This is a genomic window from Deltaproteobacteria bacterium (assembly GCA_016709225.1).
GTDB lineage: Bacteria > Myxococcota_A > Polyangia > Nannocystales > Nannocystaceae > Xiheibacterium > Xiheibacterium phototrophicum.
The window spans coordinates 1,981,149-1,997,451 of sequence record JADJEE010000001.1; the positions used below are offsets into that span (position 1 = coordinate 1,981,149).

The following is a 16,303-nucleotide window of genomic DNA, read 5'->3' on the forward strand; positions in this document are numbered from 1 at the left end:
GCCCCGCCCAGCGATTGCGCGGCCCAGGGGCCTGTCGCTAATCTAGCGTCGCCCCAGAGGCCGCGGCGTGTCGCCTGCCGCGGAGGACGATCCCCATGCGCCTGCGTCACCGAACCAGCCCGTCACTTCGCCCGTCGCTGTTGATCGTCGCCTTGTCGCTGGCCTGCACCGGCCCGAGCGCCAACATCGACGACGGCTCCTCCGACGGTGGTGGGTCCAGCTCCACCGGCGCGAGCACCAGCCTCACCACCACCACCGCATCGACCACGGCGAGCGACAGCTCGGGCGATGGCTCGAGCGGCGGACCGATCACCACCACGGCGACGACCGATCCCGGCAGCTCGAGCGACAGCGGACCACTGCCGGGCGAGTGCGGGGCGCAGGCGGCCTGCAGCGCGCCCGCCCCCTCGGGCTGGTTCGGCCCCACCATCTACGCGCGCGTCACCGAGGCCGGCGACCTCCCGGCGTGCCCGGCCGAGTACGCCGAACCCGGACCGACCGTGCTCGAGGGCTACCACGATCCCGGCCCGGCGCTGTGCGACTGCGAGTGCGACTACGGCGTGGCGCCCAGCTGCTACGGGTACAAGTACTCGCACACCACGGCCGCGTGCAACAGCTACCTCGACTACGCGCAGGTGAGCGAGACCTGCATGAACACCAACGTCGCCGGCTTCGCGTCGTTCTACGCGTACCTGCAGAACTCGCCGAGCTGCATGCAGAACAAGGTCGAGGAAATCCCGCCGGTCGAGTGGGATGCGACCGTGCGCTCGTGCAAGCTGCAGGGCCCGGCCACCAGCTGCGAGGAAGGTGCGGGTGTCTGCACGCCGCTGCCACCGAGCGACTTCGAGGCCAACCTCTGCGTGTACAAGCAGGGCGACGAGGCCTGCCCGCCCGGTGAGTACTCGGTCAAGCGCAGCTACTACTCGAACATCGAGGACAGCCGCGACTGCTCCAGCTGCAGCTGCGGCGCCGCGGTGGCGACCTGCGAGGCGGTCATGGAGGTGTACGCCGATCTCGACTGCGCCGGTGATGTGGCCTCGGCGGTGCCGAACAACGCCTGCACGCCCGCGACCGGCAGCTCGGTGGCGATGGCACTCGACACCGGCCTCGGCTGCACGGTCGCGTCGGCCCCCGAGGCCACCGGTGAGGTCGCGCCGACGGGCCAGTTCACGTTCTGCTGCCAGGGCTGACGCCACCGGAAGCCCGCACCATGACCGGGTTCGTTTCACTGGTCGGGGCCGGCCCCGGTGACCCCGGCCTGCTGACGTTGATCGGCCGCGATCGACTCGCGCGCGCCGACGTGGTCGTGATCGACTACCTCGTCAACCCGATCCTGCTCGCACACTGCCGACCCGACTGCGAGATCCACCAGCGCGAGGCCGGGCCGCGCGGCGGTGGTGCGCTCGATCAAGCCGAGACCAACGCACTGCTGGTGGCGCGGGCCCGCGCGGGCGCCCGCGTGGTGCGGCTCAAGGGCGGAGACCCGTGCCTGTTCGGGCGCGGCGGCGAAGAGGCACAGGTACTCGCGCAGGCCGGCATTCCCTTCGAGTTCGTGCCGGGCGTCACCTCGCCGCTGGCGGCTCCGCAGTACGCCGGCATCCCCATCACGCACCGCGATCACACCCCGGCGGTGACCTTCGTGTCGGGCTGGGAGGCCTACGAGAAGGCCGGGCTCGCGGTCGCGTGGGAGCACCTGGCGCGCTCCGCCGGCACCCTCGTGCTGCTGATGGGCGTGAAGAACGCCCGCGAGAACGCGCAGCGGCTCATCGACGCCGGGCGTGATCCGGCCACGCCGGCCGCGGCGATCCGTTGGGGCACGCGCGGACTCCAGCGCACCGTCGTCGCGACGCTCGCCACGATTGCCGACCGCATGCACGACGCCGGTCTGCGGGCGCCCGCGGTGATGGTGGTCGGGGACGTGGTCGGCCTGCGCGAGCAGCTGTCGTGGTTCGAGTCGCGGCCGCTGTTCGGCCGGCGGATCGTGCTGACGCGCGCCCTCGATGCCGCCGGCCCGCTGGCGTCGACGCTCGCCGAGCTCGGGGCCGACGTCGCACTGCTGCCGTGCGTCGCCGTCACGCCGCCCGATGATCTCGACGCGCTCGACCGGGCGGTCCGCAGCATCGAGTTCAAGAGCGGCGTCATCCTCTCGAGTCCGGGCGGCGTCACGGCGTTCTTCGACGCGCTCGTGCGGGTCGGGCTCGACCTGCGGGTGTTGGCGGGGCGCGCGGTGGTGGCGATCGGAGCCGCGACCGAGCGCGCCTGCGCGGCCCGAGGCATCCGCTGCGATCTCGTGCCCGAGCGCGCGAGCTCGGAGGGCCTGGTGGCGGCGCTGCGCGAGCGCGAGTGGCTCGACCGCGCGTGGCTGCACGTGCGCGCGGACGCCGGCCGTGACGTGCTCGCCGACGCGATCGCGGAGGCCGGCGGACACTACGTGCTCGCGGTCGGGTACCGCGTGGTGCGACCGTCGCCGCCGGCCGCGTTGGTGCGAACGCTCGCCGACACCGAGCACGGTGGCGACGGCTTCGACGCGATCGTCGTCGCCAGCGGCAAGACCGGCGCGCACCTGCTGACGACGTTGACGCAGGCGTGGGGCGAGCCGCGGGCCCGCAACGCGATCGCGGCGGGCAAGCTGGTCGCGATCGGCCCGGTGACGGCGGCGGCGCTGACCGAGCTGGGGCTGCGGGTCGATGCGGTGGCCGAGCAGCCCAGCGACGATGGCGTCGTCGCGGCGCTGCGATCACTGTGGTGACCGCAGGCGCCCGCCGACACCGCTGCGACTACAGCAAGGGCTTCAGATCCGCGACCGCGTTGGGCGTGAGCGCGTACTCCTTGAGGTCCTTGTGGCAGGCGTTGCACTTCACTTCCTTGCCGGCCGCCTTGGCCTTGTCGACCACCGACTTCATCAGCTTCTTGGCGGCATCGACACCGCCGGCGTCGCACGCAGCCTTCACTTGGGGGAAGTCGAACTTGGTCGCCTTGCACGGCTTCGGCCCGTCGGCGCTGGCCTGACCGAGCGAGAGCGCGAGGCCAGCAAACGAGCACAGGGCGAGGGCGAGGACGAGGGGTGTGCGCTTCATGGGTGCGTAGGACTCCGGTGAGTGGGTACGGGTGGCCGTCGATCCGTGACGACGCCCGCTCGCGATGGTAGTCGCTCGCCCGGTACGTCGGTGAGCACGCGTTGGTTTCGCCCGCGGATCTGCGTAGATGCCCGCCGCGGACGCCCGTGGCGGGCTACGGGCGCGGGCGCCCGTTCGAGTGCGCGACGCTCCCACCCGGCCTTTGCACCTGTAGAACGCCGTCCGCGACCCATCGCGGCCAATTCGCCACTGCTCGCGCGTCGCGAACTTGCGACCGCGCGATCTCGGTGCAGACGGGGGCGGTGCACGTGTCCAGCGCTCGCTAGCGGCTGTTACGATGCCGGCCGCGCTGCCTTCAACGACGGTGCCCGCGTGATGAGCACGGTGCACCCCGAACCAACAGCAGGACCATCGACACATGCAAAGAAGAACGAAGCTTGCGACCAAGCTGGGCACTGCCCTGCTGGTCGCCTCCACGCTGCCGCTGGGCGGCCGGGTCGACGCCGCGGATCACCGCGACGCGCCCGGCACGCAGGCGGAGCCAGTCGCGGACATCAACGACGTCTACGCCTGGTACAAGGCCGATACCGACACCATCGTCGTCATCATTACCTTCAACCCGCTCCTGGCGCCCGATGCCGGAGAGGAGCAGACGTACAACGTCGACGAGCTGCCCAACGTCCTCTACACCATCCACATCGACAACGACTCCGCGCCGGTCGCCAACCCCACCGGCTGGGACTCGCAGGATGGCACCACGTTCGGCTCGGACATCGCCATCAACGTCCGCTTCGGCACCAACTCGCTGAACGAGTGGGGCGTGCAGTTCGAGAACGTGCCCGGCTCGAGCGGCACCATCGTGGGACCGGTCGAGATGGCGCTGCACGACCGTGACGTCACCGTGCAGGCGGGCATCTTCGACGACCCGTTCTTCTTCGACCTGACCGGCTTCATCGCGACGATCGCCAACCTCGACGATCCCGAGCAGGACCCCATCGATCTCGCGTTCCGTAGCCTCACGGGCGTGACCGAGAACGACGACCTCGCGGGCCTGAACACCATGGCCATCGTGGTCGAGATGCCGGCCGCCGAGGCGCTCGCGGACAACCCAGACGGCTTCCTGCAGATCTGGGCGACCACCGGGAGGGCACCCAAGTGAAGACCACCAACTTCACCCACCTCATCATCGCGGCCGCCCTGGTCGTCGGCTGCGTGCCCGGTGACGACACCAGCGCGAACGACAGCAGCACTGGCGCTGACACCACCGCGTCGACGACCGCCTCGACGACCAACACCACGACCAACACCACGACCGCCGACAGCACCGGGATGTCGGCGTCGATGACGGCGTCCGACACCACGACGGCGGACTCGACCGACTCGATGGGGAGCTCGACCTCCACCACCGAGGATCCGGCGACGTTCCACTTCAACGAGACGCCGCCCGACATGTACACCCGCGTCGACCGCATGGGCTTCCCCGCGGTCAACACCGGCCTGCACATCCACGGTGACAAGGACATGTACAACGCGATGAGCCCGATCGACGACGTCGATCCCATGGGCTACTTCGAGGTCAGCGTCGCGGAGACCGCTGCGTCGCTGATCTTGCTGCACTTCGGGCCCGACAACATGCCCAGCGGCACCGACGGCCTCGACGACGAGCTCCAGCCGCTGTTCCCCGACCCGCCGGGTCCGGGCCTCGCGACCTGCTCGCCGCCGTCGATCGCCATCGCGGGCTCGTGCGCCGATCAGGGCGGCGGCCTCGCGGCGTACCCCGACGTGCTCAAGCTCTCCACCGAGCTGCCGCCGGGCTTCCACATCGATCCGGACACCTGCGGTCCGGTCGCGAACGGGCGCATGCCGGCCAACCCGGCCATCGACATCATCCTGTCGGTGCTGACGCTCAACCTCGCCGCACCGCCGCTGCCCGAGGCCTCGGGCGTCGGCTTCCAGTGCGACGCCGAGTGCGACCCCGACACCGAGGACTGCCCGCACGCGCTGGCGACCGCGTTCCTCAACCTGCCGGCCGCGCTCAACGGTGGCGACGCGGACTTCTCGCTGAACCCGATCGCCAACGACGCGGACTTCCCGGCGGAGTTCCCGTACCTCGCGCCCGCGCACACGCCGTAGTGCGCCGCTCGGCGCGGTCGAGCTCGACCCGCCGATCCCAACGACGCCCCGTGTTCGTACCCTCGGACACGGGGCGTTCGTCGCTGTCGTTCCCTGCACCGAAGCTCGCCATGTCCAAGCCCCTGCCCTGCCTCTTGTTCGCCGCGCTCACGCTCGGTTGCTCACAATCCCAGCCCGCGCCCGCAACCGGTGGCCCCAACGTGCCCGCGACGGCGGCGGTTTCGACGCCCCCGGTCGCCGAGGCCACGCCGGCCGCGAAGCCGGCCTCACCGCGGGTGGCGACGCGCAAGCCCGGCGCCACGATCGCCTACGCCGACGAACTCGCCGACTGGGACCGCAAGATCGCCGCGTCGATCAAGCGCGCCGAGGCGCAGCCCACCAGCCTGATCGCCGCCGAGGCGGTGGCGGGTTCCTACCTGACGCGCGCGCGGCTGTCGGGCAGCTACGACGACTACGCGAGCGCACAGCTGTGGGTCGACAAGGGCTTCCAGTGCGATCCGAGCGGACGCAACGGGCCGTTCGGCACGCGAGCCTCGCTCAATTTCACGCTCCACCGCCTCGATCGTGTCGATGGGGATTTCGCCGACGCACAGCGCGGCAAGCACGACAACATCACCGAGTCGGGCCACAAGCTGTTCGCGGCCAACCTCGCGCTGCAGCGCGGCGACCTGAAGGCCGCCGGGCCGTTGTTCGACGCGTCGATCGCCCTGCACCCAAGCGTGGGCAACCTGTCGGCGAAGGCCTACTACGTGCTCGGCATGGGTCGGCCCGACGAGGCCGAGGCGCTCTACCGGCAGGCGCTCGACATGTACCACGGTGCCACCCGTGAACCCGCCGCGTGGCTGCACCTGCAGCTGGGGCTGCTCGACCTCGGCCGCGGTCGCTGGGACGACGCGCTCGCGCACTACCGCGACGCCGAGGCCAAGCTCAGCGGCTACTGGCTCATCGACGAGCACATCGCCGAGATCCTCACCCTGCAGGGCAAGACCGACGAGGCGATGGCGCTCTACCTCGACATCATCGCGCGCACCGACAACCCCGAGTTCATGGACGCGGTCGCCGGCATCCTGCTGGCGCAGGACAAGGCCGACGAGGCCAAGGTGTACATCGAGCGTGCCGACGCCCGCTTTCGGGTGCTCTCGGCCCGCTACCCCGAGGCCGCGTACGGCCACGCGCTCGATCACTACCTCGAGTTCGGCGATGACCTCGCCCACGTGGTCGAGCTGGCCGAGAAGAATCACGCGCTGCGCCCCAACCCGGACGCCAAGCAGCGGCTCGCGCAGGCCTACCGCAAGGCCGGTCGCATCGACGACGCCAAGCGGGTGATCATGCAGGCGCTCGCGAGCGGCTGGACCACGGCCGACCTCCACGCCGAGGCCGCCGAGGTACTGCGCGCCGCAGGCGACACCAAGGCAGCGGACGCCGAGCTGGCGAAAGCCCGCGCGATCGATCCCCACGCCGGCGCGTGAGCCTCGCCGGCCGCCGCGTGTCGCCTCAGCCGTCGAGACAGCAGTAGGTCGTCGGCGAGACGTCGAGGATCTCGCCGATCGGATTCGGCTCGCTCGGATCGCACGACAGGCCCACCGGCAGCTGCGGCGGAGTGCCGGCGGAGGTGAGCGCCGAGCTGACGCCGAGGTTGCTGGCCTGGTTGCAGCTGCCGCTGAGCGACACCGACGAGACCGGGTTCTCCGAGCAATCGTTGGTCCCGAACAAGTACACGTTGCCGGTGCAGTCGCCCTCTGGGGTGGCGCAGCTGCAGGTCGAGCAGTCGCGCTGGTCGTCCACGTCGTCGTGGAGCACCGAGCGATCTTGATAGGGAAGATCGGCCGGGCACTCGACGTCGCCCTCGGCCCAGATGCACACGCGTCCGTCGTAGGGTGGCAGCGGCGGCGCGAGGCAGACCTCGTCGTCGTTGCAGCCGAGGTTGTCCGGCACCGCGATGCCGCACGCCGTCTCGCGGCGGGTGAAGCTCGGCGTGGGCTTGTCGACGCTCGGCGTCGGCGTGCAGTTGCCCCCGGTGACCGGTGCGTTGCCCGTCCAGTACTGGTTTGCGGGGGAGTTGACGTTGATGTTGCAGCCCGCCACCGCGTAGGTGCCATCCAGCTGCCCGCCCGGGCAACCCGCCTGGCCGTAGCGGCGGATCGTCGGGGTCGCACAGCTCGCGCCGACCGGGTTTCCGCAGGTGCAGCCGCAGGTGACGGCATCGGCGGTGACGTCATCGAACGCGACGCGGCTCATGGTGTCGAACACGTCGACACAGGCCGGATCGGGATCGCTGGGCGTGTCGACGATCATCGCCACCGGCCCGGTCCAGCCCGCAGGCGCCAGCGGCCGGCAGGTGTCGAAGCAGATCGGCGGGCCCGAAGAGCTGCTGTCGGCGGAGGTGGTGGGCGCGTCGGTGGTCGCCGACGTGGAGCTGTCGTCGGTGGTGGTGCTCGACGCGGTCGTGCTCGACGCGGTCGTGCTCGTCGCGGTCGTGCTCGTCGCGGTCGTGCTCGCGGTGCCACTGCTGCTGCCGGCCTCGCCGCCGCTGGTGTCGTCGGGCAGGAAGGGGTTGTCGGCGGTGCAGGCCGCGAGCACCACGGCGAGGAGTGTGACGTTCCGGTTCACGCCCCCATGATGGCACGAACCGCAGGGCTCGAAAACCGCACGAGCGTCACGCGGTCTCGCGCGCGGCAACGGCCGGCGGATCACCCGAATCCGTCGCGACCACCCACGCACCGACCAGCCGTGCGGCGTCGAAGTGACCGCCGGGGTCGTCGGGTGCAGGTGCGACGTACAGCTTGGGGCCGGGACCGTCGTCGAGCTCGACCGCGATCAGGATCTGGCCGACGGCGGCGAACGACCGCGCGACCGCGGCGAAGCTCGACGGGCCCCGCGCGCCGCGCTCGACATGCATGTGCACCAACGACTGCCCCCACGCGCCGAGCAGCTCCTCGTAGACCTTGTCGAAGCCCGGCACCACCACCGCCTGGAACAGGAAGAACGCGCGCAGCTCCTGGCTCGAGTAGACCTGCACGTGGTGCTGGCCCAGCGCGCGCGCGCGCGCCGAGAGCCGCGCGGCGAGGGCATGATCGAAGACCTCGGCAACGACGTTGGGCGGTGGCTCGCCCTCCTGGTGGAGACACAGCTGCTCGAGCTTGAGCAGGGCGGTGGTGATGCGCGGATCGGCCTGGGCCCCGTCGGCGCCCACGAACAACACCGCGTCGACGCTGCGCACGTGGCCGAAGCCCGCGGGTAGATCGACGAGCGTGCGGCTGGCCATCCAGTCGGCAACCTCGAACTGCAGCCGGCCGACGCGCTCGGGGGTCTCGGGCATCCGCACGTCCCAGTGCCCCGACACCAGCACCTCACCGCCCAGCACGAAGGTGCCGTGGCGTCCGCCCAGCAGCCCCCGCGAGACCAGCTGCGAGTGGGCGTCGAGGGCCGCCGCCGCCGCACGCCTCGCGTCGGCGTCGTCGACCAGCACCAACACGTTGCCGCTGGGATCGGATCGGAACAGCTCTTCGAGCATGTAGATGGTGCCGCTGCGGAAGCCGCACACCAGCACGCGCGTGGTCTTCGGTCGCCGCGTCCGCGTCAGCGTCGGCACCACCCCCTGCGCCGCGGCGGCCCCCGACACCTGGGCGTCCGATGCTCCGGGCTCCGTGCGACACACGTCGACCCAACGCCGCACCGCGCCGAAGTCGGCCGCCAGCCCCACCAGGCCGCGCACGAGCTCGCCGCGGATCGCCTGACCATCGCCGGGGTTGAGCGCGACGTCGAACGGACGCGCCGCCGCACCGCCGGTGTCGAACAGCAGACCGATCGGGATCACCGGGCCACGATCACCACCGACGCGCTGCCCCGCGTGGGCCAGCCGCCGCATGATGCTCGCACCGTCGCCCCCGAGGTCGTCGAGCCGCGACACCTGCAGGCCCAGGCCGGGCGTGTCGAAGAAGCACGTATAGATCTCGTGCCCCGCGCTGGTCAGGAGCTCGGCCAGCAGCTCGCCCAAGCCGGGCCGCCGCGCGACCCCGGCGAAGAACAGGCCCAGCAGCTTCTCGGTCGGGACCACCCAGCCGCGGAAGCTCTCGCCGGCGGTGGCGAGCGCGGCGCGAGCCGCCGCGACGTTGCTGTCGTCGAGGATTTCGACGATGACCACGCGCGTCCGGGCCAGCGCCGGCGCACCGCGTTGACGCTCGCGCGCACGCACGCGCTCGACCAGCGTGAGCAGGGTGCGGATGGTCTCGGCATCGGGGTGCCGGTCGTCACGCTCGGCCAGCAACAGCACGCGCTTGGCGGCCACCAGATCGGCGCGCGTGAGCAGCTCCTCCTCGTCGGCCGGCCGCGCGCGATAGGCCACCCGCGAGAAGCCACCGTCGCGCATGAAGTCGGGCGCCTCGTCGGGCACGCCGACCACCACGAAGCGCGGGCGCGTGACGCCGCGGCGGCGCAGGTCCGCGAACCATCGCCGCGACAGGACCCGCGAGTCCGACGGGAACAGCTTGCGGTAGTACGCGAGCAGCTCCTGCAGCAGCCGCCGGGTCGACGGCGTGAGGTTGACGATCACCGTGTGGCCGCGCAGCCCTGGCGAGCGGTTGCGCGAGTGCTCGACCAGCTCGCGCACGACGTCGCTGCCGAGGCCGATGAGGAACGAGATGAGCAACAGCCCGAACACCGTCAGGCCCAGGCTCACCATCACCGCCGCCAGTACGTTGGGCGACTCCAGCATGTTGCCGGGATCCTGGACCTGCCGGAACGACCACCAAAGCAGCACCCAGAAGCGTTGATCTTGGCGATCGATCACGCCGTCGTAGTTGGCGTCGAACTCGGCGCCGTCGGTGTAGTGCAGCACCACCGCGCCGGCGAGCGACATGCCCGCGACCACCACGCCCATCAGCGCGACCTGCCGCAGCCGCTCGCGGCGTGCGAGGATCTGCCAGGTGTCGCCGAGCAGACGGCTCCAGTAGCCGATCAGCGCGAGCAGACGCAGCAGCCGTGCGACCCGCAGGAACCGCGCGCCGCCGCCGGCCACCGTCAGCGGCACGAACGAGAGCAGCGCGAGCGCGTCGACGGCCAGCAGCGCGATCGCAGCGCCGCGCGGGCGCAGCGGTGGCTGATCGACCAGCTCCGGCGCGACGCCGAACGTGGACGGCACCGACGGCCGCGTGGTCGCCGACACCGCCAACACCCGCGCGACGAACTCGGCCGCGAACACCAGCAGGAACACCGGCTCGAGCCGCTCGAACCACGGCACCGGCAGCAGGCTCGCGATGATCGCGACGCTGAGCAGCGCACGCGCGAGCGTGCGTTCGAGCACCCGGTCGCAGACCAAGCCCCAGCGGTAGACCCGCACGGCGAACGCGGACTGCATGTCGGAACGACTCGTGCGCGAGGGTACCAAAGCCGTGGGCACGCGTGGGCGCGTCGCAGCCCGGCATGGGCGCCGCCGACACCCCACCGTCGCGTGCTACGTTCGCCGCCGTTCCAACGTACACCCTTCGGGCGTCCGACGGCACGAACTCCCCGGCCCCACCCGCGTGCGACCAGCGAGCCCGGCCCCCTCCGGCACGCCACGACCCAGACCGTGAGAAGCCAAGCGACGTGACCACCCGCATCGAAACCGACAGCATGGGCGAAATCGAGGTCGGCAGCGACCACTACTGGGGCGCACAGACCGAGCGTTCGCTGCACCACTTCGACATCGGCGACGACACCTTCGGGCGCCCGATGATCCGCGCGCTGGGCCTGCTCAAGAAGGCCGCCGCGCAGACCAACGGCGCGCTCGGCCAGCTCACGGCCGACAAGGTCGAGCTCATCGCGCGTGCGGCCGACGAGGTCATCGAAGGCAAGCTCGATCGGCACTTCCCGCTGCACGTGTGGCAGACCGGCAGTGGCACCCAGAGCAACATGAACGCCAACGAGGTCATCAGCAACCGCGCGATCGAGCTCGCCGGTGGCGTGATGGGCAGCAAGAAGCCGATCCACCCCAACGACGACGTCAACCGCGGGCAGTCGAGCAACGACACCTTCCCGACCGCCATGCACATCGCCGCCGGCGAGCAGACGGTGCACCACCTGCTGCCCCACGTCCGCGCCCTGCGCGACGCGTTGTCAGGCAAGGCCGCCGCGTTCGCCGACGTCGTCAAGGTCGGTCGCACGCACCTGCAGGACGCGACCCCGGTGACCCTCGGCCAGGAAATCTCCGGCTGGGTCGACCAGCTCGACCACGCCATCGCCGGCGTCGAGCAGGCCCTGCCCCAGGTCTGGGAGCTCGCGCTCGGCGGCACCGCGGTCGGCACCGGCCTCAACACCCACCCCGAGTTCGCGGTGAAGGCCGCCGCCGCGATCGCGGGCCTGACCGGGCTGCCGTTTTGCTCGGCACCCAACAAGTTCGCCGCGCTCGCCGGCCACGAGGCGCTCACGGCCTTGCACGGCAGCTACAAGGTGTTGGCCTGCGCGCTGAACAAGATCGCCAACGACGTGCGCTGGCTGGCCTCGGGCCCGCGCTCGGGCATCGGCGAGATCACCATCCCCGAGAACGAGCCCGGCTCGTCGATCATGCCCGGCAAGGTGAACCCGACCCAGTCCGAGGCCATGACCATGGTGTGCGCCCAGGTGATGGGCAACGACGTCGCCGTGAACATCGGTGCGATGAGCGGCAACTTCGAGCTCAACGTGTTCAAGCCGCTCATCGTCCACAACGTGCTGCACTCGGCGCGCCTGCTCGGCGACGCGTGCCGTGGCTTCCGCGAGTTCTGTGCGGTCGGCATCGAGCCCAACCTGCCGCGGATCGCCTCGAACCTCGAGCGCAGCCTGATGGTCGTCACCGCGCTGAACCCCCACATCGGCTACGACGCCGCCGCCAAGATCGCCAAGAAGGCCCACAAGGACGGCACGACCCTGCGCGAGGCCGCGATCGCCCTCGCGCTGGTCTCGGCCGAGGACTTCGATCGCTTCGTCGATCCCAGGAAGATGGTGTAGCCCCATGAGCAATCCCCTGTCGAAGATCGAGTTCGCGGTCCCGTTCACGGAGATCCGCGCCGAGCACGTCGAGCCCGCCGTCGATGGGTGGCTGCAGCAGGCGAAGGACGGCATCGCGGCGATCGCCGACGACACCGCGCCACCCGACTACGACCGCACGCTCGGCGCGCTCGAGGACTCGGGCCTCGGGCTCGAGTACGCGATGGGCGTGGTCGGGCACCTCGAGTCGGTGGTCACCGACGACGCGCTGCGCGAGGCCTACAACGCAGTGCAGCCGAAGGTCGCGGCGTTCTCGTCGTCGATCCCGCTGCACCCGGGGCTGTGGCGGCGCCTGCGAGCGCTGGCCGACAGCCCGGCGGCGGCCGGGCTCGATCCGACCCGTCGGCGGCACCTCGACAAGACCATGGACCAGTTCCGCCGTCACGGCGCCGAGCTGGACGACGCCGGCAAGGCGCAGCTGCAAGAGCTCGACGTCGCGCTGGCGATGGCGACGACCAAGTTCTCCGAACACGTGCTCGACAGCACCAACGCGTGGGAGCTCGTGGTCACGCAGGAGCGCATGCTCGCCGGCCTGCCCGAGTCGGCGCTCGCGGCCGCGCGCGCCAGCGCGAGCGCGAAGGGCAAGGCCGGCTTCCGCTTCACGTTGCAGGCGCCGTCGCTGCTGCCGGTGATGACCTACCTCGACGATCCCGGCATCCGTCGCGACGTGTGGCACGCCGCCAACACGCGGGCGACCGCCGGCGAGTGGGACAACCGCCCGGTGATGGCGGAGATCCTCGCGCTGCGCCGCCGCAAGGCCGCGCTGCTCGGCTTCGGCGACTTCGCCGACTTCGCGTTGGTCGACCGCATGGCCAAGACCGGCGCGCGTGCGAAGGCCTTCGTCGACGAGCTGCGCGGGCGCACCGAGGCCGCGTTCGTGCGCGAGCAAGAGGACTTGCTGGCGTTCCGCCGCGAGCGCGAGGGCGCCTCGGCGCCGGCGCTGCAGCCGTGGGACGTGCCCTACTGGGCCGAGCTGCAGCGCCGCGATCGCTACGACTTCGACGACGAGGCACTGCGCCCCTACTTCGCGCTGCCGGCGGTGATGCAGGGGTTGTTCGCCATCGCCGAGCGGCTGTACGGCGTGCGCATCACACCCGAGCGCGCGCTGCCGGTGTGGCACCCCGACGTGCAGGCCTACCGCATCGACGACGAGCACGGCACGCAGATCGGCGCCTTCTATGTCGACGCGTACCCACGCGAGACCAAGCGCGACGGCGCGTGGATGAACGGCCTCATCACCGGCCACCCCACGCCCGACGGCTTCGCGCCGCACCTCGGGCTCATGTGCGCCAACCTGACGCCGCCGCTCGACGGGCGGCCGTCGCTGCTGGTCCACCGCGAGGTCGAGACGCTCGCGCACGAGTTCGGCCACCTGCTCCACCACCTGCTGTCGCGCGTCAGCGTGCGCAGCTTGGGCGGCACCAACGTCGCGTGGGACTTCGTCGAGCTGCCGTCGCAGATCATGGAGAACTGGTGCTGGGAGCGCGAGGCGCTGGACCTGTTCGCGCGCCACATCGACACCGGCGAGACCATCCCCGAGCGACTGCTGCAGCCGATGCGGCGCGCCCGGACCTTCCGCGCCGCGTCCGCGATGATGCGGCAGCTGGGCTTCTGCGACGTCGACCTGTCGCTGCACACCGCGTACGACCCGGCGGTGCACGGCGACGTCGTGCAGTATGCCCGCGGCATCATGGCCCGCTACACGCCCGCGCCGCTGCCCGACGACTACGCGATGATCGCCAGCTTCGGTCACCTGTTCGCGCACCCGGTCGGCTACGCCGCCGGCTACTACTCGTACAAGTGGGCCGAGGTCCTCGACGCCGACGCGTTCGACCGCTTCCTGCAAGACGGCCTCTTCGATCGCGGCGTCGGCGATGCCTTCCGTCGCACGATCCTCGAGGCCGGCGACAGCCGCGATCCCGCGATCCTGTTCCGCGAGTTCCGCGGCCGCGATCCCGATGTCGAGCCGTTGCTGCGTCGCTCGGGTCTGCTGTGAGCCGACCTGGCGGGCAGGCGGCGGCAAGCGCCCGGCTTTCGACTATGATCGCGGTGCTGCCATGCCGCGCGTGACCGAGGGCCCGCTCGCGGGCATGTACCTGCCGGACTACGGCGGCGGCTCCACCGTGGAGCTGCTGGCGTCGATCGTCCGCAGCCGCGGCGGCCACTCGCCCCACCCCGACCTGCAGCAGCTGCCGAGCGCCGAGCTCGCGCGGTCGCGGTGCGTGCTGTACCTCGTGGTCGACGGGCTCGGCCTCGCACAGCTCGAGCGTCACCTCGCGCGCGGCCAGGGCCAGCGCTTCTTCGCACGCCACCCCCACCACGCGATCTCGACGGTGTTCCCGGCGACCACCGCCGCGGCGGTCACCACCTTCGACACCGGCGCGAGCCCGTGCGAGCACGGCATCCTCTCGTGGTACCTGCACCTGCCCGACCACGGCGTCATCGCCACGGTGCTGCGCACGACCACGCGGGTCGGCACGCCGCTGTTCCCCGAGGGCTTCGACCTCGCGGGCTACTACGCGGTGCCGTCGTACGTCGCGAGTGCGGCCGACCACGCCGGGCTGCTCTCGTGGGGCGACATCATCGACACGCAGTTCGGCAAGGCCGGCACCCGCTGGCAGGATCGCCGCCGCTACGACGACCTCGCGGGCCTGGTCGCGTGCGCCAGCGCCTTTGCAGCCGAGCCGGGACGCCGCTTCGCGTACGTCTACTGGCCCCGCTACGACGGCCTGTGCCACGAGAAGGGCTGTCGCGATCCCGAGGTCGATCGGCACTTCGACGACATCGACGCCGCGCTCGCGCAGCTGGTCGAGCGACTCGCGGGCACCGACACCACGCTGTGCGTGCTCGCCGACCACGGCCTGGTCGACGCCGACCGCGAGCACTGCATCGACCTCGCGACGGTGCCGGGCCTGCGCGACACCCTGGCGACCGCGCCGGCCGGTGATCAGCGACAGATGTCGCTGTTCCTGCGGCCGCGTCGACTGGCCGCGTTCGACGAGGTCTATGCGCAGCACCTCGCCCACGCGTGCATCCGCGTCGACGGCGAGGCGCTGCTGGCGGCCGGCGCGTTCGGGCCCGGCACACCCCACCCCGCGCTGCACCAGCGCGTCGGCGACGTGGTGCTGCTGTGCCGGGAGGGCTGGCAGATGGTCTACACGCCGCCGGGCACGCCACCGGTGTTCATGCCGGGCAGCCACGGCGGCATGTCGGAGGCCGAGATCCGCATCCCCCCTGGTGGTCGTGCCCTGCCCGTCCGAGACGCCCCCGCCATGACCACCGTCCGCATCGGCATCTCCGCCAACTTCTTCCACGCCGATCCCGAGCGGGCCGTGTTCCGCCACAAGACCCTGCAGTTCGTCGAGGAGCGCATGGCCCACGCGCTGTGGCGCGCCGGGGCGGTGCCGTTGATGCTGCCGCACCTGCACGACGACGCCGGCCACGACGCCGTGCTCGCCACGGTCGACGGGCTCGTGCTCGCCGGCGGCGCCGACGTCAGCCCGACCAGCTACGGCGAGACCCCGCAGAAGGACGCGTGGCGCGGCGACGCGGTGCGCGACGCGTACGAGTGCGCGCTCATCGAGCGCGCCATCGTCGGCGACGTCCCGGTGCTCGGCATCTGCCGCGGCATCCAGGTGCTCAACGTCGCGCTCGGCGGGACGCTGTGGCAGGACATCGGCACACAGGTCGAGGGCGCGCTGGTGCACCGCGACTGGCAGCGCTACGATCAGACCGGCCACGCGCTCCGCCTCGATCCATCGTCGTGGGTCGCGCGCTGCTACGGTGGCGTCGACGCGCTCGCGGTCAACAGCGTCCACCATCAGGGGATTCGCCTCCTGTCGCCGCGGCTGCGCGCGACCGCGTGGGCACCCGACGGCATCGTCGAGGCCGCCGAGCTGACGGGCGACCGCTTCGCAGTCGGCGTGCAGTGGCACCCCGAGTGGCTCGAAGCCGCGCGTCTACGCGGGGATCCCGACGCAGCGGGCTGGGCGGACGGCGCGGCGATCTTCCGCGCCTTCGTCGAGACCTGTGCGACCCGGGCGCGAGGCCGCTGCTGAGCGTTGCTGGCGATTTTTCTTTATCCTGGG

General features: G+C 71.4%; 11 protein-coding genes. 8 read left to right on the forward strand and 3 right to left on the reverse strand.

Annotated features, from left to right (window positions below):
* The first annotated feature begins 95 nt into the window (after positions 1 to 95).
* Complete coding sequence (locus IPH07_08160; protein ID MBK6917357.1) at positions 96 to 1,190, forward strand: hypothetical protein; 1,095 nt, start codon at positions 96 to 98, stop codon at positions 1,188 to 1,190.
* Positions 1,191 to 1,210: 20 nt separating this feature from the next.
* The gene (gene cobA / locus IPH07_08165; protein MBK6917358.1) at positions 1,211 to 2,749 is read left to right on the forward strand and encodes a uroporphyrinogen-III C-methyltransferase; all 1,539 of its coding nucleotides are present in this window, start codon (positions 1,211 to 1,213) and stop codon (positions 2,747 to 2,749) included.
* Positions 2,750 to 2,777: 28 nt separating this feature from the next.
* On the opposite strand, the gene IPH07_08170 is transcribed toward cobA, so the two are convergent.
* Positions 2,778 to 3,077 (reverse strand): hypothetical protein, encoded by a 300-nt coding sequence (locus IPH07_08170; protein MBK6917359.1) that lies wholly within the window; start codon positions 3,075 to 3,077, stop codon positions 2,778 to 2,780.
* Positions 3,078 to 3,495: 418 nt separating this feature from the next.
* Between IPH07_08170 and IPH07_08175 the strand changes: the two genes are divergently transcribed.
* The 3 genes from IPH07_08175 (at position 3,496) to IPH07_08185 (ending at position 6,679) form a co-directional block, all read left to right on the forward strand.
* Positions 3,496 to 4,236 (forward strand): DUF4331 family protein, encoded by a 741-nt coding sequence (locus tag IPH07_08175; protein ID MBK6917360.1) that lies wholly within the window; start codon positions 3,496 to 3,498, stop codon positions 4,234 to 4,236.
* Complete coding sequence (locus IPH07_08180) at positions 4,233 to 5,210, forward strand: DUF4331 family protein (GenBank protein MBK6917361.1); 978 nt, start codon at positions 4,233 to 4,235, stop codon at positions 5,208 to 5,210. Before IPH07_08175 ends, IPH07_08180 begins: the two co-directional genes overlap by 4 nt.
* Positions 5,211 to 5,320: 110 nt before the next feature.
* Positions 5,321 to 6,679 (forward strand): tetratricopeptide repeat protein, encoded by a 1,359-nt coding sequence (locus tag IPH07_08185; protein MBK6917362.1) that lies wholly within the window; start codon positions 5,321 to 5,323, stop codon positions 6,677 to 6,679.
* 25 nt (positions 6,680 to 6,704) lie between these two features.
* Here IPH07_08185 and IPH07_08190 read toward each other — a convergent pair whose 3' ends face one another.
* The gene (locus IPH07_08190; GenBank protein ID MBK6917363.1) at positions 6,705 to 7,820 is read right to left on the reverse strand and encodes a hypothetical protein; all 1,116 of its coding nucleotides are present in this window, start codon (positions 7,818 to 7,820) and stop codon (positions 6,705 to 6,707) included.
* Positions 7,821 to 7,866: 46 nt separating this feature from the next.
* On the reverse strand, positions 7,867 to 10,566 hold the full coding sequence (locus tag IPH07_08195) for a hypothetical protein (protein ID MBK6917364.1): 2,700 nt from the start codon (positions 10,564 to 10,566) through the stop codon (positions 7,867 to 7,869).
* Positions 10,567 to 10,796: 230 nt separating this feature from the next.
* Between IPH07_08195 and fumC the strand changes: the two genes are divergently transcribed.
* From fumC to IPH07_08210, 3 genes are all read left to right on the forward strand, one after another.
* Entirely contained in the window at positions 10,797 to 12,176 is a 1,380-nt protein-coding gene (gene fumC / locus IPH07_08200) for a class II fumarate hydratase (GenBank protein ID MBK6917365.1), read from the forward strand.
* 4 nt (positions 12,177 to 12,180) lie between these two features.
* The gene (locus IPH07_08205) at positions 12,181 to 14,211 is read left to right on the forward strand and encodes a M3 family metallopeptidase (protein ID MBK6917366.1); all 2,031 of its coding nucleotides are present in this window, start codon (positions 12,181 to 12,183) and stop codon (positions 14,209 to 14,211) included.
* 61 nt (positions 14,212 to 14,272) lie between these two features.
* Positions 14,273 to 16,273 carry a gamma-glutamyl-gamma-aminobutyrate hydrolase family protein gene (locus IPH07_08210; protein MBK6917367.1) on the forward strand — a complete coding sequence of 667 codons (2,001 nt, stop codon included), beginning with the start codon at positions 14,273 to 14,275 and terminating at the stop codon, positions 16,271 to 16,273.
* The last annotated feature ends 30 nt before the right edge of the window (positions 16,274 to 16,303 follow it).

Bases quoted from the DNA above. Each gene is read 5' to 3' on its own strand.
- IPH07_08160 (MBK6917357.1), top strand. From the start codon at position 96: ATGCGCCTGCGTCACCGAACCAGCCCGTCACTTCGCCCGTCGCTGTTG.
- cobA (MBK6917358.1), top strand. From the start codon at position 1,211: ATGACCGGGTTCGTTTCACTGGTCGGGGCCGGCCCCGGTGACCCCGGC.
- IPH07_08210 (MBK6917367.1), top strand. From the start codon at position 14,273: ATGCCGCGCGTGACCGAGGGCCCGCTCGCGGGCATGTACCTGCCGGAC.
- IPH07_08175 (MBK6917360.1), top strand. From the start codon at position 3,496: ATGCAAAGAAGAACGAAGCTTGCGACCAAGCTGGGCACTGCCCTGCTG.
- IPH07_08170 (MBK6917359.1), bottom strand. From the start codon at position 3,077: ATGAAGCGCACACCCCTCGTCCTCGCCCTCGCCCTGTGCTCGTTTGCT.
- IPH07_08205 (MBK6917366.1), top strand. From the start codon at position 12,181: ATGAGCAATCCCCTGTCGAAGATCGAGTTCGCGGTCCCGTTCACGGAG.
- IPH07_08185 (MBK6917362.1), top strand. From the start codon at position 5,321: ATGTCCAAGCCCCTGCCCTGCCTCTTGTTCGCCGCGCTCACGCTCGGT.
- IPH07_08195 (MBK6917364.1), bottom strand. From the start codon at position 10,566: ATGCAGTCCGCGTTCGCCGTGCGGGTCTACCGCTGGGGCTTGGTCTGC.